Source organism: Kribbella sp. NBC_00662, assembly GCF_041430295.1.
Taxonomy (GTDB): domain Bacteria; phylum Actinomycetota; class Actinomycetes; order Propionibacteriales; family Kribbellaceae; genus Kribbella.
Window position 1 is genome coordinate 7,845,835 of record NZ_CP109029.1, and the last position, 22,025, is coordinate 7,867,859.

At 67.4% G+C, this 22,025-nt stretch carries 20 protein-coding genes, 2 tRNA genes and 1 riboswitch; of the genes, 11 read left to right on the plus strand and 11 right to left on the minus strand.

Annotation, left to right across the window (positions count from 1 at the left end):
* Positions 1 to 92: 92 nt before the first annotated feature.
* The 5 genes from OHA10_RS38585 to OHA10_RS38605 form a co-directional block, all read right to left on the minus strand.
* Positions 93 to 168: transfer RNA gene (locus OHA10_RS38585), tRNA-Glu, on the minus strand.
* 78 nt (positions 169 to 246) lie between these two features.
* Positions 247 to 318 (minus strand) — tRNA-Gln (locus OHA10_RS38590).
* A gap of 118 nt (positions 319 to 436) precedes the next feature.
* The gene (locus tag OHA10_RS38595) at positions 437 to 1,324 is read right to left on the minus strand and encodes a lysostaphin resistance A-like protein (RefSeq protein WP_371403729.1); all 888 of its coding nucleotides are present in this window, start codon (positions 1,322 to 1,324) and stop codon (positions 437 to 439) included.
* Positions 1,321 to 2,838 (minus strand): glutamate--tRNA ligase, encoded by a 1,518-nt coding sequence (gltX, locus tag OHA10_RS38600; RefSeq protein ID WP_371403730.1) that lies wholly within the window; start codon positions 2,836 to 2,838, stop codon positions 1,321 to 1,323. Before gltX ends, OHA10_RS38595 begins: the two co-directional genes overlap by 4 nt.
* The gene (locus OHA10_RS38605) at positions 2,831 to 3,619 is read right to left on the minus strand and encodes a fumarylacetoacetate hydrolase family protein (RefSeq protein ID WP_371403731.1); all 789 of its coding nucleotides are present in this window, start codon (positions 3,617 to 3,619) and stop codon (positions 2,831 to 2,833) included. Before OHA10_RS38605 ends, gltX begins: the two co-directional genes overlap by 8 nt.
* A gap of 41 nt (positions 3,620 to 3,660) precedes the next feature.
* On the opposite strand from OHA10_RS38605, the gene OHA10_RS38610 reads away from it, so the two are divergent.
* The 3 genes from OHA10_RS38610 to OHA10_RS38620 are packed head-to-tail and all read left to right on the plus strand — an operon-like array spanning position 3,661 to position 5,195.
* Positions 3,661 to 4,143: a GNAT family N-acetyltransferase gene (locus OHA10_RS38610; protein ID WP_371403732.1), complete on the plus strand. Its 483-nt coding sequence runs from the start codon at positions 3,661 to 3,663 to the stop codon at positions 4,141 to 4,143.
* Positions 4,140 to 4,991: a 3-methyladenine DNA glycosylase gene (locus tag OHA10_RS38615; RefSeq protein WP_371403733.1), complete on the plus strand. Its 852-nt coding sequence runs from the start codon at positions 4,140 to 4,142 to the stop codon at positions 4,989 to 4,991. The genes OHA10_RS38610 and OHA10_RS38615 overlap by 4 nt, the downstream gene beginning before the upstream one ends.
* A gap of 9 nt (positions 4,992 to 5,000) precedes the next feature.
* A complete protein-coding gene (locus OHA10_RS38620) occupies positions 5,001 to 5,195 on the plus strand; it encodes a hypothetical protein (RefSeq protein ID WP_371403734.1) in 195 nt (64 codons plus the stop codon).
* Here the strand turns inward: OHA10_RS38620 and OHA10_RS38625 are convergent.
* Both OHA10_RS38625 and OHA10_RS38630 read right to left on the minus strand, forming a co-directional pair.
* On the minus strand, positions 5,158 to 5,802 hold the full coding sequence (locus OHA10_RS38625) for a class I SAM-dependent methyltransferase (protein ID WP_371403735.1): 645 nt from the start codon (positions 5,800 to 5,802) through the stop codon (positions 5,158 to 5,160). The genes OHA10_RS38620 and OHA10_RS38625 overlap by 38 nt on opposite strands.
* Positions 5,799 to 6,623, minus strand: coding sequence for a class I SAM-dependent methyltransferase (locus OHA10_RS38630; protein WP_371403736.1), 825 nt, complete (start codon positions 6,621 to 6,623; stop codon positions 5,799 to 5,801). Before OHA10_RS38630 ends, OHA10_RS38625 begins: the two co-directional genes overlap by 4 nt.
* Before the next feature lie 103 nt (positions 6,624 to 6,726).
* On the opposite strand from OHA10_RS38630, the gene OHA10_RS38635 reads away from it, so the two are divergent.
* The 4 genes from OHA10_RS38635 to OHA10_RS38650 all read left to right on the plus strand — a co-directional run bounded on the left by OHA10_RS38635 (position 6,727) and on the right by OHA10_RS38650 (position 14,021).
* A complete protein-coding gene (locus OHA10_RS38635) occupies positions 6,727 to 7,995 on the plus strand; it encodes a Fic family protein (protein ID WP_371403737.1) in 1,269 nt (422 codons plus the stop codon).
* Between the two features lie 65 nt (positions 7,996 to 8,060).
* Positions 8,061 to 8,642, plus strand: a complete 582-nt coding sequence (locus tag OHA10_RS38640; protein ID WP_130449042.1) for a DinB family protein — start codon at positions 8,061 to 8,063, stop codon at positions 8,640 to 8,642.
* A gap of 60 nt (positions 8,643 to 8,702) precedes the next feature.
* Positions 8,703 to 8,871: riboswitch (cobalamin riboswitch) on the plus strand.
* Between the two features lie 138 nt (positions 8,872 to 9,009).
* Positions 9,010 to 12,984, plus strand: coding sequence for a ribonucleoside-diphosphate reductase subunit alpha (locus OHA10_RS38645; protein ID WP_371408039.1), 3,975 nt, complete (start codon positions 9,010 to 9,012; stop codon positions 12,982 to 12,984).
* A complete protein-coding gene (locus OHA10_RS38650) occupies positions 12,981 to 14,021 on the plus strand; it encodes a ribonucleotide-diphosphate reductase subunit beta (RefSeq protein ID WP_371403738.1) in 1,041 nt (346 codons plus the stop codon). The genes OHA10_RS38645 and OHA10_RS38650 overlap by 4 nt, the downstream gene beginning before the upstream one ends.
* Positions 14,022 to 14,141: 120 nt before the next feature.
* On the opposite strand, the gene OHA10_RS38655 is transcribed toward OHA10_RS38650, so the two are convergent.
* The 4 genes from OHA10_RS38655 to OHA10_RS38670 form a co-directional block, all read right to left on the minus strand.
* The gene (locus OHA10_RS38655) at positions 14,142 to 14,996 is read right to left on the minus strand and encodes an alpha/beta hydrolase (RefSeq protein ID WP_371403739.1); all 855 of its coding nucleotides are present in this window, start codon (positions 14,994 to 14,996) and stop codon (positions 14,142 to 14,144) included.
* A 110-nt stretch (positions 14,997 to 15,106) separates the two neighbouring features.
* A complete protein-coding gene (locus OHA10_RS38660; protein WP_371403740.1) occupies positions 15,107 to 15,688 on the minus strand; it encodes an isochorismatase family protein in 582 nt (193 codons plus the stop codon).
* Between the two features lie 13 nt (positions 15,689 to 15,701).
* Positions 15,702 to 17,036 (minus strand): MFS transporter, encoded by a 1,335-nt coding sequence (locus OHA10_RS38665; RefSeq protein WP_371403741.1) that lies wholly within the window; start codon positions 17,034 to 17,036, stop codon positions 15,702 to 15,704.
* Between the two features lie 91 nt (positions 17,037 to 17,127).
* On the minus strand, positions 17,128 to 17,568 hold the full coding sequence (locus OHA10_RS38670) for a MarR family winged helix-turn-helix transcriptional regulator (protein ID WP_371403742.1): 441 nt from the start codon (positions 17,566 to 17,568) through the stop codon (positions 17,128 to 17,130).
* Between the two features lie 155 nt (positions 17,569 to 17,723).
* Here OHA10_RS38670 and OHA10_RS38675 point away from each other — a divergent pair, with 155 nt between their 5' ends.
* Genes OHA10_RS38675 through OHA10_RS38690 form a run of 4 tightly spaced genes read left to right on the plus strand, consistent with a single transcriptional unit; the run spans position 17,724 to position 22,020 of the window.
* On the plus strand, positions 17,724 to 18,950 hold the full coding sequence (locus tag OHA10_RS38675; protein WP_371403743.1) for an ROK family protein: 1,227 nt from the start codon (positions 17,724 to 17,726) through the stop codon (positions 18,948 to 18,950).
* Positions 18,947 to 20,236: an extracellular solute-binding protein gene (locus OHA10_RS38680; protein ID WP_371403744.1), complete on the plus strand. Its 1,290-nt coding sequence runs from the start codon at positions 18,947 to 18,949 to the stop codon at positions 20,234 to 20,236. The genes OHA10_RS38675 and OHA10_RS38680 overlap by 4 nt, the downstream gene beginning before the upstream one ends.
* 6 nt (positions 20,237 to 20,242) lie before the next feature.
* Positions 20,243 to 21,202: a carbohydrate ABC transporter permease gene (locus OHA10_RS38685; protein ID WP_371403745.1), complete on the plus strand. Its 960-nt coding sequence runs from the start codon at positions 20,243 to 20,245 to the stop codon at positions 21,200 to 21,202.
* Complete coding sequence (locus OHA10_RS38690) at positions 21,199 to 22,020, plus strand: carbohydrate ABC transporter permease (protein ID WP_371403746.1); 822 nt, start codon at positions 21,199 to 21,201, stop codon at positions 22,018 to 22,020. The genes OHA10_RS38685 and OHA10_RS38690 overlap by 4 nt, the downstream gene beginning before the upstream one ends.
* Positions 22,021 to 22,025: the final 5 nt, after the last annotated feature.

Consider the following 22,025-nt stretch of genomic DNA (forward strand, 5'->3'; position numbering starts at 1 on the left):
CTTAGACTCTAAGCGGTTAGATCTCGCCGTGTCCAGCAATCGGGGCAGAACGCACGAAGGCCCCCGTCCGTGAGGACGGGGGCCTTGTTCTCTGGTAGCCCCGACGGGATTCGAACCCGCGCTACCGCCTTGAGAGGGCGGCGTGCTAGGCCGCTACACAACGGGGCCAGAGTGTTGTCAGCCGGACCTTGCGGCCCGGGCAACGAGGTTGAACTCTACCGATTCTCATCGGTGCGGTCCAATCCGCTGGGGTACTAGGACTCGAACCTAGACTAACTGAACCAGAATCAGACGGGCTGCCAATTACCCCATACCCCAAAGGCATTTCACCGTTGCTGGGAGTTTGTTTCCGCCCTCACCAACCCGGCTCGGAGAGCTTACCCGAGGCGAGGACCGGACGCCAAAACGGGCCCCCTCCGGCGCGTTGTCACTCCCGTCACACCAGACTCTTCTGATTGTCCGCGGTCAGCCCGAGCCGGCGCGCGATCACCAGTGCGACCGCACCGAACGCGACGAACTTCACCACGTCGACCGTCACCAGCGACCACGGCGCATCCTTCACGCCGAGGCTCGCGCCGACCGTGTCGGTCAACGCCGCGAAGATGAACGTCACCACGTTGTTCGCCGCGTGCGCGGAGATCGACGCCTCCAGACCACCGGTGCGTACGACGAGCACCGCCGCGACCAGCCCGAACGCGAGCCGGTCGACGAACAGCGCCGGGCTCTGCCACGGCCAGATCCCGTGCGCGGCCGTGAACAGCAGCGCGGTCACCACGACCACGATCGCCGTACTGCGGACCAGCGCACCCATCGCCTGCAGCAGGTACCCGCGGAAGTAGTACTCCTCCCCCGCGGCCTGGAACGTCGAGGTGAGCAGCGTGACGACGATGACCGCGATCGCATCCGGCGCCGCGCCGCCGCTGTGCCGCTCTCCGGTCGCGAGCTGGATGTCACCGACCTGGACGACGGCGAGTGCAATCAGCTCGATCACGATCGCCGCGAGCGCGAACCAGGCCAGCGGCCGCCAGCGCAGCCCGCCGGCCACCGAGGACAGCAGCCCTGGTGCCTGCCGGTTGAGCTTGCGGGCGACGAGCATGCTGAGCGGGATCAGCACGACCAGCGTCAGGTTGGTCGCGAGCAGTCCGAACCAGGACAGCGTGCCCTCGGGATCCTTCCGGATCGCCTGCTGGATGCCGAGGATGATCACGCTCGCGACCATCCAGCCGACCAGGATCGTCAGCGCGCCGAGGACGACGTACCCGCTCGGGGCATCGGGATTGCGCAGCAGCCGCTGGTACGGCGTCCGCGGGGCGACCTCGCTCATGACAGCGATGCCACGGAGCGCCGGGCCTGCTCGAGGCGGTGCAGTGACTTCTCCCGCCCGAGCAGCTCGAGCGACTCGAACAGCGGCGGCGAGATCCGGCGACCGGAGATCGCCACCCGGACCGGGCCGAACGCGTTCTTCGGCTTCAGCCCGAGGCCGTCGATCAGCGATGCCCGCAACGCCGCCTCGATCGCTTCGGTGGTCCACTCGCAGTCCGTGAGCGCCTTGACCGAGGCATCCAGTACGGCGCCGGCGTCACCGGTCAGCACTTTCGCGCCGGCATCCGGGTCGATCGTGAACGCGTCCTCGTCGACGAACAGGAACCCGAGCATGTCGACCGACTCGGACAACGTGTTCATCCGCTCCTGCACCAGTGGTACGGCGGCCTGCAGTGTCGCGAGCTGGGCTGCCGACGGCTCCGCCGGGAGCACGCCCGCGCCGGCCAGGAACGGGACCATCCGCTGGGCGAAGTCCTCCGGCGGCAGCATCCGCATGTGCGCCGCGTTGATCGCCTCGCACTTCTTCGGGTCGAACCGGGCCGCGTTCGAGTTGACCTTGCGGACGTCGAAGGCCTTGACCATCTCGTCCATCGTGAACACGTCGCGGTCGTCGGCGATCGACCAGCCGAGCAGGGCCAGGTAGTTCAGCAGGCCCTCGGGCAGGAAGCCGCGCTGCATGTACTCGCCCAGGCCGGAGCCCGGGTCGCGCTTGGACAGCTTCTTGTTGCCCTCGCCCATCACGAACGGCAGGTGCCCGAACCGGGGCGTCCGGCCGCTGCCGACGCCGATCTCGGCCAGCGCCTCGTACAGCGCGATCTGCCGCGGCGTCGACGAGAGCAGGTCCTCGCCGCGCAGTACGTGGCTGATCTCCATCAGTGCGTCGTCGACCGGGTTCACCAGCGGGTAGAGCGGGTAGCCGTTCGCGCGAACCAGGACGTAGTCGCCGAGGTTCTCCGGGAGGAACGTGATCTCGCCGCGGACCAGGTCGTCGAACACGATCGGGCGGTCGGGCATTCGCAGCCGCACCACGGGGCGGCGGCCTTCCTCGACGTACGCCTGGATCTGCTCGGGCGTGAGGTTGCGGCAGTGGCCGTCGTATCCGCTGTGTTCACCGGCGGTCCGGGCGGCCTCGCGGCGCTGGTCGAGCTCTTCCTGCGAGCAGTAGCAGTGGTACGCCTTGTTCGCGGCGAGCAGCTTGGCGACGACGTCGGCGTACACGTCCATCCGCTCGGACTGCAGGTACGGCCCGTAGTCGCCGCCGGCGCCCGGACCTTCATCCCAGGTGAGGCCGAGCCAGCGCAGCGAGTCGTAGGTGTACTGGTAGCCCTCTTCGGTGTTGCGGGCGGTGTCGGTGTCCTCGATCCGGAGCACGAGCGTGCCGCCGTAGTGCCGGGCGAAGGCCCAGTTGAACAGCGCGCTGCGGATGTTGCCGACGGTGAGCAGGCCGGTCGGCGACGGTGGGAATCGCACTCTGACCTTGCTCGGCTCGAGATCTCCCAGTACGTCGTCAGTCACGGACGATCACCTTGTTCGTCAGGGTTCCGATGCCTTCGACGGTGACCGAGACCTCGTCACCGGGCAGCATCGGGCCGACGCCCGCCGGGGTGCCGGTGAGCACCACGTCACCGGGCAGCAGCGTGGTGAACGAGGTGATGTAGGCCAGCACCTCGGGGATGTCGAAGATGAACTGCGACGTCCGGCCGTCCTGCTTCGGCTCGCCGTTCAGCTCGGTTGTGACCCGCAGGTCGGACGCGTCGAGCTCGGTGCTGATCCACGGGCCGAGCGGGCAGAACGTGTCGTACCCCTTGGCCCGGGCCCACTGACCGTCAGACTTCTGCAGGTCGCGCGCGGTGACGTCGTTGGCGACCGTGTAGCCGAAGATCACCTCGTCGGCCCGCTCCCGGGGCAGGTCGCGGCAGATCCGGCCGATCACGATCGCCAGCTCACCCTCGAAGTGCAGGTCGCTGGTCTGCTCCGGGTAGACGATGCCGTCCCGCGGGCCGATCACGCTGGTGTTCGGCTTGAGGAAGATCAACGGCTGCTCGGGCACGTCGTTGCCGAGCTCCTGCGCGTGCGCCGCGTAGTTGCGGCCGACGCAGACCACCTTGCTGCGCGGGATGACCGGCGCGAGCAGCCGGACGTCGGCGAGCTGCAACCGCTCGCCGGTGAACTGCACCGGCCGGTAGAGCGGGTCCGAGTCGAGAACGTTGACCGTCCCGACGAGTCCCTCGGGGTCATCGGTCTCGACCACGCCGTACTTCGGCTCGTCATCCACAGAGAATCTGGCGATACGCACGGGCCGAGCCTACCGTCGGCACAGGATGAGACAGTTATGTGGTGACTTTGGAGATCCGCCTGGCTGTTCCGGCTGAGTACGACGCCGTTGGTGAGCTGACCGTGGAGGCGTATTCGCACGACGGTTTCGTCCGTGGTCAGTACGCGATGACGCTGCGCGCTGCCGCCGACCGCGCCGCCAAGGCCGAGCTGTGGGTGGCGGTGGACTCTGCCGGCCTGCTGGGCACGGTCACCTACTGCCCTGTCGGTTCGGTCTACCGCGAGATCGGCCGCGACGACGAGGGCGAGTTCCGCATGCTCGGCGTAGCCGGCCGGGCGCGTGGTCTGGGCATCGGTACGGCGCTCACCGAACGTTGTATTGAGCGCTCCCGCGAACAGGGTCTCCGCCGCATCGTCCTCAGCAGTGCCGAGTACATGACCACGGCCCACCGCATCTATGAGCGGCTGGGCTTCACCCGCCTCCCCGAACGCGACTGGTCCCCTATCCCAGGCGTCGATCTGTACGCGTTCAGCCTGGACCTATGACCGCCACGCTCACCTTTGCCGAGTGGTCGTCGTACGCGATGGACCACGCGGCCCGTGTCGACGGGTTGGTGGCCGGGCATCTCGAGCGGCGTCAGCGGCGTGAGGCGCACCCGGTCGAGGACTTTCTCTTCACCTATTACTCCACCCGCCCGAACCAGCTCCGCGTCTGGCATCCCGGGCCGGGGGTGCGGTTGCTCGATGCGTCGGAGTACGGCGATCGTCGGGGCTATGTGGTGGTGGACGGGGCTGCGTCGCTCGACCCGGCTGAGATCGCGCGCCGGGCGGACAACATCGCGTGGATCCGCCGGCTGCTTGCGTCGACGCTGGATCGGCAGCCGCAGTTCGGGTGTTTCGGTCTGCACGAGTGGGCGATGGTCTACCGGACTTCCGACGTACGGCACGAGAAGTGGCCGCTGCGGTTAGGGGCCGAGGGCACTGATCGGGTCGTCGAGTCGCACAAGGTCGCGTGCTCGCATTTCGACGCGTTCCGGTTCTTCACGCCGTCCGCGCGGCCGCTCAACGTGTTGCAGCCGACGCGTGAGTCCCAGCCGGTGCTGGAGCAAGGCGGGTGCCTGCACGCGAACATGGATCTGTACAAGTGGGCGGCCAAGCTGATGCCCTTCACGCCGAGCTCTTTGCTGCTGGACTGCTTCGAGCTCGCCCGGGACATCCGCACGCTCGACATGCAAGCGTCGCCGTACGACCTGGCTCCGCTCGGCTACCCGCCCGTCCGCATCGAGACGCCTGAGGGCAAAGCCGAATACACGGCAGCGCAACGGTCCTTCGCCGACCGCGCCCGCCCACTCCGCCGTCAACTCGTGACCCTTTGCGACGAGCTCCTCGGCTAACCTCGCACCATGGGAAAGATCGTCGCCACCGCCATCGCCGCACTCCTGATCGCGATCGGCTGCGTCTGGACCCTGCAAGGCCTCGGCTACGTCAAGGGCAGCTCGATGACCGGCAGCACCGTCTGGGCCACCGTCGGCCCGATCGTCGCCGCCTTCGGCGTAGCCCTCATCTACGTAGCCTTCCGCGGCCCCAAGAAACGCTGACCACAGCCCACTGGTAGTGCATCGCGCGGTCGCCGTCCCAGGTAACCCACTCCTCCACCACGCCGTACCGCTCGAGCGCCGCACGCAGCACCTCATCGGTGCGAATGCTGAAGAACCGCCCCGGCCCGAAGCCCGTCCCGTCCTCCCAGACCTGCTCACCACCGGCAGCACTCCCCCACAACCCGATAGCCAGCGGCGCACCCGGCTTGAGCACCCGGACGATCTCACTCAGCGCTCGATCGAGATCCTCGTCGGCGACATGCAGCAGCGTGCTCATCGTCCAGCCCGCGTCGAACGCACCGTCCTCGAACGGCAGCTCCAGCACCGACGCCACCCGCGCATCCAGCCCGAGCGCCCGGCAGGCCTCGACGCTCGCCGGTGAGAGATCCACGCCGGTGTAGGCGAAACCTGCTCCGGCGATCGCCTCGCCGTCGCGGCCGGGGCCGCAGCCGAGTTCGATGACGGTGTGCCGGCCCTCGTCGCGTAGTCGTTCGAGGAAGGCGGTCCGGCGAGCCACGCGCGGCTCCGGCAGAGCGCGGCCGCTTCGTGCCTGGATCTCGTTGGAGTAGTAGGTGATCAGGTCCTGCTCGCGTTCGCTGCGGCTCATGGCTTGGTGGCCTTCAGGGCGAAGAGGAGGGGGATGCGGGGCGCGTCGTCGGGGAGGCGCCACCAGCCTTCGGGGGTTTGTTGCATCGTTGGCCAGCGGGGCCATGGGAGTACTTCGGACTCGCGGAGGGTCGTGAGGTGGAAGCCGGCGGTGGCTAGCGTGGTGGTGAGCTCGCCGAGGCCGTGGCGCCATTCGTAGCTGGTCTGGCGGCCGGGGACCTCGTCGCCGGTGTAGGTGACGGTGGAGTCGTGGGCGATCGGACCGCGGCCTTCGAGGTAGTCGGCGCGGAGCACCAGGTCGTCGGGCTCGCCGGGGAGGGAGACCTCGCGGAGTGAGTTCAGCAGCGGGTGGAACTCGACGATGTAGAGCACGCCACCGGGCTTGAGCAGGTCGCGGACGACCTCGGCCCATTCCTTCAGATCAGGTAGGTAGCAGAGCGCGCCTTTGCCGGTGTAGATGATGTCGAACTGCCGGCCCTGGACCGCGTCGACCGCGTCGTACACGTTCGCGTGCACGTAGTCGATCTCGACGCCGGCCTCGGCCGCGATGTCGCGGGCCGCTGCCAACGACGTCGCCGACAGATCGAGCCCGCTGGTCCGTGCACCGCGCCGAGCGAACGCGATCGTCTCGGTGCCGAGATGACACTGCAGATGCAGTACGTCGCGACCGTCGAGCGGACCGAGGTCCTCCCACTCGTAGTCGGCGAACCAGAACTCCGCGGGCCGGTCGTAGAAGTCGCTCGCCGCGTGCAACGGAGCCCGGGCGTCCCAGTCGGCTTCATTGGCGGCCACCATCTCCTGGGTCTGTGCGTCGAGGGTCACAACGAGCAGTCTGCCCACAGGCAGGTCCACAGGTGGGCCACAGGCGGCCACGCTCACATCCACAGCTCTTGTTCAAGGTTTGTGGATAAGGTTGAATAAGGGTATGGCACGGGTGGAGTTACATCGGTGGCCCGGACACCCCGATGGGTTCACCCGGGCGGAGCGGCTCGGCGGGTCGTACGAGCTGTACTTCCCCGATCCGCTCGTCGGCCGCCAGTTCGACCTGAGCGACGACGTACTCGCGGTGCTCGAGGACGCCGCCGGCGATCTGGCGCGGCTCGACGCGACCGCGGCCGTGCTGACGAACAGCGAGGCGCTGGCGCGGCTCCTGCTGCGGGCCGAGGCGGTCGGCTCGTCGCACATCGAGGGGCTCGTCGTCGGAGCGCGACGGTTGCTGAAGGCCGACGTTCTGCGCGCCAGCACGCGGGATGTGACCGCCGAGGAGGTGCTCGGCGCGGTCGACGCGATGACGTGGGTGACCGAGTCCGTGCAGGCCGGCGACAAGCTCGAGGTGGATCACCTGCTCGAGGCGCATCGCCGGTTGATGGCGCAGTCGCCGCACGCGGAGTTCGCCGGCGAGATCCGCTACCTGCAGAACTGGATCGGCGGCCGCTCCCCCGCCGAGGCGTACTACGTCCCGCCGCCGGCACAGCTGATTCCTGAACTGCTCGAGGACCTGGTCTCGTTCGTCCGCGAGTCGCGGCTGCCGGTGCTCGCGAAGGCCGCGATCGCGCACGCGCAGTTCGAGACCATCCACCCCTTTGCCGACGGCAACGGCCGGACCGGACGAGCGCTGATCCACCTGATCCTGCGCGCCGAGGGCCTGGTCACGCGCACCGTGCCGCCGGTCTCGCTCTCGCTCGCCACACACGCATCGGAGTACGTCGACGCACTCACCGCCTTCCGGTACGTCGGACGCGCGACGACCCCGAAGGCACGCGCCGCCGCGAACCCGTGGCTGCGGATGTTCGCAATGGCCTGCACGCACGCCACGGCCGAGGCCGCACGATTCGAACAGGCCGCGGTCGACCTCAAGGCCGCCTGGCGGGAACGTGCCGCGCCGGTCCGGGCCGGCTCCGCGACCGAGCTTCTGATCGAGGCGCTGCCCGCTGCGCCGGTCCTCACGCTCGCCGCCGCGGCGCAGCTCATCGACCGCTCGCAGCAGGCCGCCAACCAAGGGCTCGCGCGGCTGGTCGAGGCACGCATCCTGCGCGAGGTCACCGACGGCCGGCGCAACCGTGTCTACGAGGCACCCGAGCTGATCGACGCCTTCACCCTGCTCGAACGCCGCTTCGCCAGCCCGGCCGCGGACACCCGGATCGAGCCGCCTAGCAGACCCGTTCCGTCGAGGCCAGAACCGACACACCAGTGAATTGACTTTCGTCTCTCCGGCGAGCGAGAATTCGAACACATGTTCGATCGTACAGGGGAGAAGTGATGTCGGAGGCGTTCGACTGGGACATCCTGCACAAGCCATCGGCGATGGCCATGGTGCGCGGCCAGCTCGGCTTCAGCTGGATGGTGCTGTCCGGGCGACTCGCGCAGCTGACCGACGAGCAGTACTTCTGGCGACCGAGCAGTGAAGCGCTGACCGTCGTCCGGCGGCACTACGCCGGTCACTTCCGATCACTCGGCTCGGGCGAGTGGGTCGCGCAGTGGCCGGACGAGCCCGACCACCGCGGCCCGCGCACGATCGCCTGGCTGATCGCGCATCTGACCGAGACATTCTTCGAGCGCTGGGAGTGGACGTTCGGCGCGAGTCAGCAGGGTCGCGCGGACATCAACCTGCACGGCAACGCGCGCGATGCGGTCGCCTGGCTGACCTACTGGGTCGAGGCCTGGCGCGACGCGATCGCCGCACTCGACGAGGACGAGGTGATGACGGTCGGGCTGAGCCAGGCCAACGAGCTGGACGCCGGCGAGCCGTTCGGTCACGTCGTCCTGCGGCTCAATCGCGAGCTGATCCACCACGGCTCGGAGATCATGACGCTCCAGGATCTCTACGCGGTCGCGGCGTGAGGACCACAAGATGTGCGACACGCGGCGTGGCGCTACCACAAGATCTAGATCTCTCGGCCTAGCATCACTACTGCTGGTGGTTCGGAGTGGCCGGCACCACAAGATGTGGGCCACTTCGAGGCAACAGGGGAATCCGGTGCGAGTCCGGAGCTGCCCCGCAACGGTGAACGGACGTGCTGTCGAGAGGCGTCCGCAAGTCCGGATACCTGCCACCGGTACGTGCACCGCCGGTGCACGTGGTCCGAGACCTCGCGGGTGGGTCGCAGGGCGTGACGGCAGTGTTCCCGGCCGGTGCTGCCGGTCCCGTCGTGCGCCTGCTCGCGTGGTCCCAGGCCTCCGAACTCTTGTGGAGAGCACACCTGTGACCATTGCTTCCTCAACGGCTTCCTCAACGGCTTCCTCAACGGCTGGCTCCGCGTCCGTCGCGGCGGATCAGCCGGTCGAGCTCACCGTCATCCGTCGGGACGGCAGCAGCACGCCGTTCGACGCCACCAAGATCTCCGTCGCCATGACGAAGGCCTTCCTCGCGGTCGAGGGCGCCGACGCCGGCGCCACCCACCGGGTCCGCGACCTGGTGACCGACCTGACCGGCCGGGTCGTGGGCGCCTTGACCAGCCGCGGTGACTCACGCCGCAGCGTGCAGGTCGAAGACATCCAGGACCAGGTCGAGCTGGCGCTGATGCGCGCCGGCGAGCACCAGGTCGCCCGCGCCTACGTGCTGTACCGCGAGGAGCGGACCAAGGCTCGCACACCTGCCGACGCGGCCGGCGTCGCCGAGAAGCCGGCGCTGACCGTCCGCGCGGCCGACGGCACCCGGTCGCCGCTCGACGTCGACCGGCTGCGGGTGATCGTCGCAGAGGCCGCAGCCGGGCTCGACGCGGTCGACCCCGAACTCATCCTGGACGAGACGCTCGGCGCCTGCTACGACGGCATCGCACAGCACGAGGTCGAGCTCGCGCTGGTGATGGCCGCGCGCGGTTTCGTCGAGACCGAGCCGCAGTACAGCTTCGCCGCGTCCCGCCTGTTGCTGGACCAGATCCGGCGCGAGGCGCTGGGCCGTGTCCACGGCGAGCCGCGGCAGGCCAGCCAGGCCGAGATGGCCGAGGCGTACACGACCTACTTCCCGCAGTACGTCCGCACCGGGATCGAGGCCGGCCAGCTCGACCCCGAGCTCGGCACCTTCGACCTCGAGCGGCTCGCGGCGGCGATCAGGCCGGACGCCGATCTCGATTTCACATTCCTCAGCCTGCAGACGCTGTACGACCGGTATCTCCTGCACATCGACAAGGTTCGGTACGAGCTGCCGCAGGCGTTCTTCCTCCGGGTCGCGATGGGGATGGCGCTGCGTGAGGACGACCGCGAAGCACGGGCGATCCAGTTCTACGAGCTGCTCAGTTCGTTCCGGTTCATGTCGTCGACGCCGACGCTGTTCAACTCCGGCACCACCCGGCCGCAGCTCTCCTCGTGCTTCCTGACCACGGTCGAGGACGACCTGGCCGGCATCTTCCACGGCATCCGCAACAACGCGCTGCTCGCGAAGTACTCCGGAGGCCTGGGCAACGACTGGACCCCGGTCCGCGGCATCGGCGCCAAGATCCGTGGCACCAACGGCGAGTCCCAGGGCGTCGTCCCCTTCCTGAAAATCGCCAACGACACGGCTGTAGCTGTGAACCAGTGCTTTGCGCCGGGAACCCTGGTCTACACCGCCGCCGGGGCTACCCCGATTCGTGACATCCGGGTGGGAGATCTGGTGCTCGGAGCGAGCGGCCGCTACCGGGAGGTCACCAAGACGTTCGAATACAGCCAGGACGGTCCGATGGTGGAGATCGACGTCAAGCATTCGATCGAGCCACTCGTCGTCACCGCAGGGCATCCGTTCTACGCGATCCAGGGCGTTCCGATGGAGCAGGCCAACCAGCGCACACACGAGTGGCTTGCCAAGGAGAAAGTGAAGGCAGGCTGGGTCGAGGCCGCCATGCTCAGCAAGGGCGACTATGTCGGCCAGGTCATTCCGCAGGAGATCGTCCCGGTGCGAGGACTGACCGAGGACGACGCGCGGCTGTACGGCGTCCTCCTCGGCGACGGCCATCTCTCGAAGAACGGCAGCCAGTGGGGCGTATCCGGCAACCCGCAGGTCGACACCCACTTGTCTTTCGTCCGCGACTACCTCACCTCACGCGGGATCCACTTCTGGGAGAGCGGTCGCGGAGATGCCTATCTTCAGATCCATTGGGCGTCGGGCCGCGGTCCCAGGCGTGACCCGGTGACGGGACGAATCGTCGGTCCGGGTGATCCGACACTGCCGTTCACCACCGAGGACATCTACGACGAGCAGCATTCCAAACACGTCGCTCGTCGGCTTTCTCACCTGCCACTTCCCCAGACGCGCGCACTTGTTCGTGGTCTGCTGGAGACCGACGGCGGAGTATCGCGTGGCAAGGAGATCTACTTCACGACGACCTCCCGACGTCTCGCCGCAGATATGCGTTACCAACTGCTCCGCCTCGGCATTCCCACTGCGGGACAGTTCCGGGTACGAGAAGATGGTCACGTCGGCAGGCGCTCCGACGGATCGGAGATCAGCTTCACGAAACCTGTTCATGTTTTCGATCTCCGCGTCCCGGCGGTTCCGGAGATCGCCGAGCTCGTGGGCGCCGAACCGGTGACGAAGCTGAACTGGATCAGTCACCAAGGCATGGTCTTCTCGCGGGTGCGCCAGATCAGTCCCACGGCCATGGCGCCGGTCGTTCACGACCTCGAGGTTGACGTCGACGAGTCCTATATGACCGTCGCAGGCCTGGCTCACAACGGCGGAAAACGCAAGGGCGCAGTCTGTGCCTACTTGGAGACCTGGCACATCGATATCGAGGAGTTCCTCGATCTGCGGAAGAACACCGGCGACGAGCGGCGGCGTACGCACGACATGAACACCGCGAACTGGGTGCCGGACCTGTTCCTGCAGCGGGTCGAGGCCGATGGCGAGTGGACGCTGTTCTCGCCCAACGAGGTGACCGATCTGCACGACCTGTACGGCACGGCGTTCGCGGAAGCGTACGTCGCGTACGAGGCGGCCGCGGACCGGGGTGAGATCCAGGTGTTCAAGCGGGTCAAGGCGGTCGAGCTGTGGCGGCGGATGCTGACCGTGCTGTTCGAGACCGGGCACCCGTGGATCACGTTCAAGGACGCCTGCAACCTGCGCTCGCCGCAGCAGCACGACGGCGTCGTCCACTCGTCGAACCTGTGCACCGAGATCACCCTCAACACCACTGTCGAGGAGACCGCGGTCTGCAACCTGGGCTCGGTCAACCTGGTCGCGCACCTCACCGCCGACGGTCTGGACGCCGAACTGCTCCGCGACACGGTGAAGACCGCGGTCCGGATGCTCGACAACGTCATCGACGTGAACTTCTACACCACCCCCGAGTCGGAGCGCGCGAACCAGCGTCACCGACCGGTCGGGCTCGGGCTGATGGGGTTCGCGGACGCGCTGTTCGCGCTGCGGATCCCGTACTCGTCGGATGCCGCGGTCGAGTTCGCGGACAGTTCGATGGAGCAGATCAGCTATCACGCGATCGAGGCGTCGAGCGATCTCGCCGCCGAGCGCGGCCGTTATTCGACGTACGACGGTTCGCTGTGGAGCAAGGGGATCCTGCCGATCGACTCGCTCGAGCTGCTGAAGACGGCTCGCGGCGGCGACGTGATCGTGGACGAGGGCACCACGTTGGACTGGGAGTCGCTGCGGCAGAAGGTGCTCCGCGACGGCATGCGGAACTCCAACGTGATGGCGATCGCGCCGACCGCGACGATCTCCAACATCTGCGGCGTGAGCCAGTCGATCGAGCCGACGTACAGCAACCTGTTCGTGAAGTCGAACATGTCCGGCGAGTTCACCGTCGCCAACCCGTACCTGGTCGCCGACCTGAAGGCGCGCGGGTTGTGGGACCAGGTGATGGTGTCCGACCTCAAGTACCACGACGGGGTGCTGGGCGGTATCGAGCGGATCCCGGCGGAGCTGCGGGAGCTGTACGCGACCGCGTTCGAGATCGACCCGCAGTGGCTGGTGAAGGCGGCGTCGCGCCGGCAGAAGTGGATCGACCAGGCGCAATCGCTGAATCTCTACATGGCGAAGCCGTCGGGTCGCGGGCTGGACGAGCTGTACCGGTCGGCGTGGCGCTATGGCCTCAAGACGACCTATTACCTGCGTTCCCAGTCGGCGACCCACGTGGAGAAGTCCACGCTGAAGGGCACCGACGGCCGGCTGAACGCCGTACCAGTAGCGATTCCCGAAGCCACCGGAGCGGTCTGCTCCATCGATGACCCTGACTGCGAGGCCTGCCAGTGACCACCATCTCTGTTGGAGCGGCACGAGTTGAAGTTGCCGACAAGGCGATGATCAACTCGCGGGCGGACGTCAACCAGTTGCTGCCGCTGAAGTACACCTGGGCCTGGGAGAAGTACCTTGCCGGGTGCAACAACCACTGGATGCCCACCGAGGTCTCCATGCAGGCGGACATCTCGCTGTGGAAGTCGCGCGACGGCCTGACCGACGACGAGCGGCTGATGCTCAAGCGCAATCTCGGCTTCTTCGCCACCGCGGAGTCCTTGGTCGCGAACAACATCGTGCTCGCCGTGTACCGCCAGCTGAGCAACCCCGAATGCCGGCAGTATCTGCTGCGCCAGGCGTTCGAGGAGGCCGTGCACACGCACACCTTCCAGTACATCTGCACGTCGCTCGGGCTCGACGAGGGCGAGCTGTTCAACATGTACCGCGAGGTGCCGTCGATCTCCGACAAGGACGCCTGGGCGCTGAAGTACACGCAGCACCTCGAGGACTCGGACTTCCGGACCGGTACGCCGGAGGCCGACACCGCGTTCCTGCGCGACCTGATCGCGTTCTACGTGGTGTTCGAGGGGATGTGGTTCTACACCGGGTTCGCACAGATCCTGTCGCTCGGCCGGCGGAACAAGATGGTCGGCATCGCCGAGCAGTACCAGTACATCCTGCGCGACGAGTCGATCCACCTGAACTTCGGCATCGACTGCATCAACCAGATCAAGCAGGAGAACCCGCACCTGTGGACGACCGCGTTCCAGGCCGAGGTCCGGCAGATGCTGACCGAGGCGTGCGAGCTCGAGGTCGCGTACGGCCGGGCCACGATGCCGAACGGCATGCTCGGCCTCACGTCGGAGCTGTGCGAGCAGTACATGCACTTCATCACCGACCGCCGTGCAGAACAGATTGGTCTCGATCCGATCTTCGGTGAAACGCGGAACCCCTTCGGCTGGATGTCAGAGGTGATGGATCTGAAGAAGGAGAAGAACTTCTTCGAGACCCGGGTGATCGAGTACCAGTCCGCCAGCGGACTCAGCTGGGACTGACACGAGATCCACACAGACGGAAGGTCCGCGGAGCTACTCGCCGCCCCGCGGGCCTTCCTTTATCAGTCTTCGCCCGGCCCGCTCAGCCGGCTGTCAGGCCTGTCAGTCCTGTCAGTCCTGTCAGCCGGCTGACGGCGGGTCGTACTTGCGGATGAAGTCGAGCGCCGTGGTGGCGACCTCCTCCCAGCCGTGGTCGATCACCAGCGAGTGACCCCGGCCCGGGAGCTCGGTGAACTCGGTGATGCCGTCGTTCTTCAAGTGCTGCTTGTACGCCGCGTGCGTGATCGCGTGCGGAACGGTGTGGTCCTTCTCCCCCGAGACCAGCAGGATCGGCCCGCGGTCCGCCGCCTTGTACTCGACCTTCGTCTCGCTGAACGGGTTCAGGTTCGCGACCGCGGCCTGGAAGATCGGTACGCCGGACGCCGCGACGTGGAACTCGTCGTACAACTGCCGGGCCTCGTCCTCGTCGAGGTTGTTCGCCCAGCCGTACTTGAACTCGTCGAAGGTGAGCGTGACCGAGCGCCGCGCGTTCGCCGGGTTCCCCAGCACCGGCGAGCCCGCCTTCAACGCCGACGCCGGCAACGGCAGCACGCCGCGTCCCGGCGCCGGATCGATCGCCACGGTGACCGCCGCTGCGCCCTCCCCCGCGATCTTCTGCGCGATCAACCCACCGAACGAGTGCCCGACGACGGCCGGCTTCCGATCCAGTCCGCGGATCGCCTCGAGGTAGTGGTCGGTGACCGCCTGCACCATCTTGTGCGCGAACACCTCGGGGTGTTCCCGCGCCTCCGCCACCGTCTCCGGGTCGTCCGGCCAACCCGGTGCGATCGTGCTGTAGCCGTTCTCCTCGAACAGCCTCCGCCAGCGGTCCCAGCTGCTGGACAACAGCCACAACCCGTGGATGAACACCACGGGTTGCTTGCCGGACGTGTTTGCCTGCTCGACTTCCGACCGCTCGCGATCAGTCAGCGACATAGTCCCCCTCCTCAGACTCGAATGCTCGCGATGCTAGCCGTGGCACCCCTCGACAACCAGCGATCCGAGGAGATCGGTCACCGCGGGGTTGTTCGCGTGGGTCAGGGTCTTCAGGCGCCGAGCAGGTCGATGATCTCCGCGGTGGTGCCGGACTCGCCGAGGCGGGGGAAGATGCGGGTCAGGGCGTGGTCGTGGGACTCGGTGGCGAGGTCGGTCATGGCGTCCGTCGCGAGTGTGACGTTGTAGCCGTGTTCGTACGCCGCCCGCGCCGTCGACTCGACGCCGATGCTGGTCGCGACACCGGTCAGCACGATCTGCGTGATGCCCCGGCGGCGCAGCTGTACGTCGAGGTCCGTGCCGTGGAACGCACCCCAGTTGCGCTTGGTCACGACGATGTCCTCGGGGTGGCCGGACAGCTGGTCGACGATCTGGTCCGCGCCGGCCGGCGGCGTACCACCGCCGGACCGGGGAGGCCGCTCGGTCCGGCCGGTGAGCCGGTCGGCGCCGTCGGCCGCGAAGCTGACCCGGACGAGGACCACCGGGAGGTCGTGCTTGCGGAACGCGTCGGCGAGTTCGACAGTCTTGCCGATCACGTCGGCGGTGCTGTGGGGCTCGCCGCGGAGGGCGGCGACACCGTTCTGCAGGTCGATGACGACCAGCGCGGTCTTCGGGTCGAGGGTGGTGACTGACACGGGTGAAGCCCTTCTATTCGGGGAGTTGCGCGAACGTCACCAGCACGAGCAGACCGGCGATGACGAGCAGGAAGATCGCCATCTCGTGCAGTCCGGCCGTCGTTGCACCGTGCTGGAAGAAGTGGGCGTTGGCTGCCGCGGAGATGAGTGCACCGACGTACACGCAGGTCCGTAACAGGCCGGCGGACGAACCAATGCGGGCCGGATCGGCCTGCTGGTAGAGCGCGGTCTGGTTGGCGAGGTTGTTCAGGCCCTGCGGGACACCGGCGACAACACCGACCACCGCCAGGATCCAGATCGACGTACCCGGACCGATGAACAGCTGACCCGCCGCGGCCGCCACGAGACAGATGCTGCCGGCAACGAGTTTCCCGCGGATCGCGGCGCGACGACCGGTGAGCAGCGTGACGAGTACCGCCGCCAGGGACAGTGGTAGAAGAAGCAGACCAGCGGAGGACGCGCTGAGGCCGCGGGCCTCCTCCAGCCATTGCGTGAAGCCGTAGAGGAACGAGTACGCGCCGACGTACGCGAGCACCTGGCGCGTGTACGTCAGGATCAGCGGCCGGTTGCCGCCCAGCACCCGCAGGTCGATGAACGGCTCGACGACCCGCAACTGCGTGATCACGAACGACACACCCAGGACCAGTGCAAGGACCAGTACGTACCACCGCGACAACCGCGGCTGCATCAGGAACAACATCAGCGCGATCAACGTCGTGGCGAACAGTGCGATCCCGGCGAAGTCCAGTCCCCCGGCGCCGCGCGACCGCGCCCGGCGCGGCAGCCACAGCGAACCGAGAACCACGCAGATCACCGACAACGGCACGTTGATCGTGAAGATCAGGTGCCATCCGCCGAGCCCGATCAGCAACCCACCGAGCGTCGGGCCGATCACCGCGATCACCTGGTTCGCGACCGACAGGCTGCTCAGGATGACGGCGGGCGTCTCCATCCCGGTCCGGTCGGCCTCACTGCGGATCAACGACATCGCGGCCGGATACGCCGCCGACGTACCGAGGCCGAGGAGGACCCGGGACCCGACGAGTACGCCGAGGTTCGGGGCCAGTGCGCCGAGCAGACCGGCGACACCGACGAGGGAGGTCGCGATCAGGTACAGCGGTCGCGGGCCGAACAGGTCGACCAGCCGGCCCATCACCGGCTGACCGACGGCGGTCGCGATGTACAACCCGGTGACGAGCCAGGCGGTCTGCGACGGCGGTACGCCGAACGCCGCGCCGATCGGGATCAGCGCGACCGCGAGCATCGACGAGTTGATCGGGTTCAGCACCGAACCGACGATCATCGGCGCGATCAGGCGCCGGTCGAACCTCAACGGCTCCGAAGTCACAGCGCAGTCACCGAAGCAGTCACCGGAGCAGTCACCGGAGCAGTCACCGGAGCAGCCACCGGAGCAGCCACCGGAGCAGCCATCCGAGCGCTCACCGGGCTGCCTCGATCGCCCGATCGAGGAGCGCCAGGGCCGTGATGATCTTCTGCCGCTCGGCCTCCGTGCAGTGGTCCTGCAACGTCTGTGCCAGCCACTCCTGCCGGACCTTGCGATCACCCTGCAGGCGATGCCGACCGGCCGAGGTCAGCGACACCACCTGCCGGCGGCCGTCCTGCGGATCGGGGTGCCGCTGGATCAGATCGGCCTGCCGCAGCGCGGCCAGGATCGCCGCCATCGACTGCGGCCGGATCCGCTCCGCCGTGGCCAGTTCGCTCGCCGACGCCGGTCCGTCCTTGTCGAGCCGGCTCAGCACCGAGGACTGCGACGGCGTCAGATCATCGGTGTCGGCCAGTGCCTTCAGCCGTCTTTTGACGCGGCCGAAGACCACCCGGACCTCACTGGCCGCCTGCGCGGCGGACGCCGAAATCTCCATACCGCCCACCATAACTCATCAGTCCAGACTGATCAGTTCAGGCTGTCATTAGCCGCACAAACGGCTCTGCAGGAAGTTTTCGGAATCCCTGGACACGGCCCGCCGGGCCGGACTAGCGTCTCAGTCTCAACCAATTCTATTCACCGTGAGAATAAATGGCGAAGCTCGAACGAGGCAGTGTCGGCACCCGGACCGCGAACCGCGGGGCGGTCATCGCCGCGCTGCTGTCCGGCGCCGGGATCGACCGGCGGCAACTGGTGCAGCAGACCGGACTCAGCTGGGCCACGGTGGCCCGGATCGTCGACGATCTGCTCGCCGACGGGCTGGCCCTGGAGCAGCACAAGATCGTCCGGGACGGCCCCGGCCGGCCGGGTGCCGCACTCGGGTTCAACCCGCAGTCCGGGCTGGTGTGCGGGATCGACCTCGGCGGCACCTACTGCCGGATGGTGATCGCCGACGGCATCGGTACGGCGATCATCCGCTGCCGGGACGAGACACCGCGTGACCTGGGCGCCGCCGAGCTGGCGTCCTGGATCGCGAAGCGCGTCCTCGGGCTGGTCGAGCGGTACGGCGACGGCGTACCGCTCACGTCGGTGGCGATCGGACTGCCCGGTGTCGTTGCCTCGACCAAGGATCGCGTGGTCGGCGCGTTCAACCTGCCGCAGATCCTCGGCACCACGTTCGTCGAAACGGTCGCCGCGGAGCTCGGCGTACCGACGATCATCGACAACGACTCCAACCTGGCGCTGCTGGGTGAGCTGCACTACGGCGAGTTACCCCGGGACGAGACCGTCGTCCTGCTCAGCCTGGGCACTGGTCTCGGCTCGGCGGTCGCGTTCAACCGGCAGGTGCTCGCCGGACCCGAGGGTCTGCTCGGCGAGTTCGGCCGGCTCCGGCTGCCGGGCCGCAAGGAACGGCTGCGGGATCTCCTGTCCGGCGCGGGCCTGCTCGCCCTCGCCCATACCGCAGGTCATCGATTGAGGAAGGCCGACGAGGTCTTCGCCGATCCGGACCGCTTCGGCGGCCTGGTCGACGAGATCCACGAGGCGCTGCTGCATCTGGTGTCGATCGTTGCCCTGGCCTACGAGCCGAGCACGGTGGTCTTCACCGGCGGCTTCTCCGGTGCGTTCAGCGACTCCGTGCTGGAGTCGGTGAGCGCCGAGACGTACGAGACGGTCGGCGTGCACAGCGATCTGCGCCGGTCTGTGCTCGGGGATTCCGGCGGCCTGCTGGGCGCGATGGCCGCCGCCCTGAGTGGTTACTACACCGCGATCGGGGTGGCTCGCCACCAGGTCGCCTCGATCACTACGTCCGCCCCCGGTGTCGTGGCCCAGCTGGACGGCTGCGCTGTCGACCCATCAGACACAGAGGAACTCGCATGAAGCCCTGGAAGACCGTGGCTCTCGTCGCAGCGATATCGCTCAGCGCGGCCGCGTGCGGAGGCTCCGGCCCGAGCAAGGCCGCGCCGACCAACAAACTGACGGTCTGGATGATGACCGGCGGCCCCGGTGACAACAAGATCATCGGCGACGTCACCAAGCAGTTCAACGAGAAGCACCCCGACGTGAAGGTGACCGTCGAGGTACAGCAGTGGGACAACATCGTCACCAAGCTGACCACCGCGCTCGCCTCCGACAACCCACCCGACATCGTCGAGATGGGCAACACCCAGACCCCGATGCTGACCGCCTCAGGCGCCCTGGCCGAGCTGACCGACAAGAAGGGCGAGTTCGAGTCGTCCGACCAATGGCTCGCGGGCCTGGCCGGACCGTCGACGTACCAGGACAAGCTCTACGCCACTCCCCTGTACGGCGGAACCAAAGTCGTCATGTACAGCAAGAAGATGTTCGCCGCCGCGGGGATCGCCAAGCCTCCGGCGACCGTGGACGAACTCGTCGCGGACTGCGGGAAGCTCGCGAAGGCGCACACCGCCACGCCGAACTTCTCGGCGTTCTACATGCCCGGCCAGTACTGGTTCGCCGGGATGCCGTTCCTGTTCGGCAAGGGCGGCACGATCGCCACCGACAAGGACAACAAATGGACCGCGCAGATGAGCAGCCCGGAGAACCAGGCCGGCCTGGCCGAGTGGAAGAAGTTCCAGAACGCCTGCTCGACGCCGTCCTCGATCGGCGCGAACACCGACAGCCCCGACCAGGATCAGATCTTCGCCGACCAGAAGGCCGCGATGATCTACGTCAAGGCCTGGGAGCCCGGCGCGGTCGCTGAGAAGAACGCGAAGGCAGCCTCGGACGCCGGGTACTTCATCATGCCCGGCTACGAAGCGGGCAAGCCGCTGCCGGTGATCGTGGCCGGCTCGACGATCGGCATCGCCCAGAACAGCCCGAACAAGGACATGGCTGTCGACTGGCTGAAGATCATCACCGGCAAGACGTTCCAGCAGACGATGACCCGGACGATCCACCAACTCCCGGTGGTCGCCTCCTTCCTGCCGACGGGCAACGTGCCGGAGGTGCTGAAGCTCGGCGCACAGGCAGCCACGGTGAGCCAGGCGCTGCCGTCGACACCGGGCGAGGCGACGCTCGAGACCGAGAGCTACAACGAGCAGTTCTTCTCGAAGATCGCCAAGGGCGCTGACATCGCCGGAGCCGCCAAGGACTACGACAAACACGCGACCGAGGCGTTCAACGCCCAGTCCGGACAGCGCTGACGTCCGATGACCTCGCTGACCCAGGAGACCGCCTCGGTCACGGCGCCGACCCATCAGGCGGTGCGCGGGAACCGGCTGGCGCGGCTCACGCCGTACGGCCTGATCGGACCGGCGCTGATCGCGTTCGCCGCTGTGCTCGGGTATCCGATCGTGCGGCTGATCTGGCTGTCGCTGCAGGACTTCGGGCCGCGGTCGCTGTTCACCGGGGAAGCGCCGTTCGTCGGGCTCGACAACTTCACCCGGGTGCTCGGCGACAGCGACTTCTGGTTCACGCTGCTGCGCACCCTGATCGTCAGCGTCGCCTGTGTCAGCGGCCTGATGGTCATCGGCTTCCTGCTGGCATCTCTGCTGATGCAGGTGTCGGGGTGGGCGCGGGTGATGCTGTCGGTCTGCCTGGTGCTGGTCTGGGCGATGCCGATGGTGTCGGCGACGATGATCTGGCGGTGGCTGTTCGAGCCGCAGTACGGCGTCCTGAACTGGGTGATCACGCAGCTCAAGGTGTTCGGCGACTTCTCGGCGCACGACTGGTTCTCGTCACCGAGTCAGGCGTTGTTCCTGATCATCGCGCTGATCGTGTGGAAGGGTCTGCCGTTCGTCGCACTCACGCTGTACGCCGCGATGGGCCAGATCCCCGGTGATCTGTACGAGGCCGCCGCGCTCGACGGCGCCGGGCGGTGGAACGTGGCGCGACACGTCACGATGCCGATCCTCGGCCCGGTGCTCGCCGTACTCGTCCTGCTCGAAGTGATCTGGTCGGTCAACTCGTTCACGCCGATCTGGGTGCTGACGCAGGGCGGTCCGGACGGCGGTACGACGACGCTCGGGGTCTACTCGTACCTCGAGGCCTTCACCCGTAACGACTACAGCGGCGGCGCGGCGATCGCGATCATCACGGTGCTGCTGCTCGCCGTACTGTCCGTGCTCTACGTACGGCGGTTGTTCGCGCAGGACGAGGCGATCGCATGAGGCGCAAGCGGGCTTTGCCGAACACCATCGCCGTGCTGGTCTCGTTGGTGGTGATCTTCCCGGTCTACTGGATGTTCGCGACCGCGTTGAAGCAGCCCGGCAAGATCCTGTCGGCGACGCCGGAGTTCATCCCCTGGCCGCTGAGCCTGGACAACTTCCGTACGGCGCTGACGCACGGGCCGTTCCTGCACTACGTGCGCAACTCGTTGCTGGTCTCGGTGTCGACCGTGCTGATCGCGCTGGTGGTTGCCCTGGGCGCCTCGATCGCGCTGGCCCGGTTCCGGTTCGTCGGGCGGCGGGCGTTCCTCGTCGGGCTGGTGCTGGTCCAGATGGTGCCCGGCTCGGCGATGGTGATCCCGCTCTACCTGATGCTGCGGTCGGTCGGCGCGATCGACTTCGTGCCGGGACTGATCATCACGTACATGACGTTCGTCCTGCCCTTCACGATCTGGACGCTGCGCGGGTTCGTCGCCGGGATCCCGCTGGAACTGGAAGAAGCCGCGATGGTCGACGGCTGCGGCCGGTTCGGCGCGTTCTGGCACATCCAGCTCCCGCTGCTCGCGCCGGGCATCGTGGCCACCTCGATCTTCGCCTTCATCAGCGCGTGGGACGACTACCTGTTCGCCTACGTGTTCCTGAAGTCGCAGAACAACTACACGCTGCCGGTCTGGCTGGTCTCGTTCCAGACCTCCGACGGCATCGACAACGGCGCCACCATCGCGGCGTCGGCAATCTTCTCGCTCCCGGTGCTGATCGTCTTCCTGCTGATCCAGCGCCGGCTGGTCGGCGGGATGACGGCCGGCGCGGTCAAAGGCTGATTTCC

Bases quoted from the DNA above. Each gene is read 5' to 3' on its own strand.
- OHA10_RS38620 (WP_371403734.1), top strand. From the start codon at position 5,001: ATGGGAAAGATCGTCGCCACCGCCATCGCCGCACTCCTGATCGCGATC.
- OHA10_RS38685 (WP_371403745.1), top strand. From the start codon at position 20,243: ATGACCTCGCTGACCCAGGAGACCGCCTCGGTCACGGCGCCGACCCAT.
- OHA10_RS38690 (WP_371403746.1), top strand. From the start codon at position 21,199: ATGAGGCGCAAGCGGGCTTTGCCGAACACCATCGCCGTGCTGGTCTCG.
- OHA10_RS38670 (WP_371403742.1), bottom strand. From the start codon at position 17,568: ATGGAGATTTCGGCGTCCGCCGCGCAGGCGGCCAGTGAGGTCCGGGTG.
- OHA10_RS38635 (WP_371403737.1), top strand. From the start codon at position 6,727: ATGGCACGGGTGGAGTTACATCGGTGGCCCGGACACCCCGATGGGTTC.
- OHA10_RS38595 (WP_371403729.1), bottom strand. From the start codon at position 1,324: ATGAGCGAGGTCGCCCCGCGGACGCCGTACCAGCGGCTGCTGCGCAAT.
- OHA10_RS38625 (WP_371403735.1), bottom strand. From the start codon at position 5,802: ATGAGCCGCAGCGAACGCGAGCAGGACCTGATCACCTACTACTCCAAC.
- OHA10_RS38675 (WP_371403743.1), top strand. From the start codon at position 17,724: ATGGCGAAGCTCGAACGAGGCAGTGTCGGCACCCGGACCGCGAACCGC.
- OHA10_RS38655 (WP_371403739.1), bottom strand. From the start codon at position 14,996: ATGTCGCTGACTGATCGCGAGCGGTCGGAAGTCGAGCAGGCAAACACG.
- OHA10_RS38615 (WP_371403733.1), top strand. From the start codon at position 4,140: ATGACCGCCACGCTCACCTTTGCCGAGTGGTCGTCGTACGCGATGGAC.
- OHA10_RS38640 (WP_130449042.1), top strand. From the start codon at position 8,061: ATGTCGGAGGCGTTCGACTGGGACATCCTGCACAAGCCATCGGCGATG.
- OHA10_RS38680 (WP_371403744.1), top strand. From the start codon at position 18,947: ATGAAGCCCTGGAAGACCGTGGCTCTCGTCGCAGCGATATCGCTCAGC.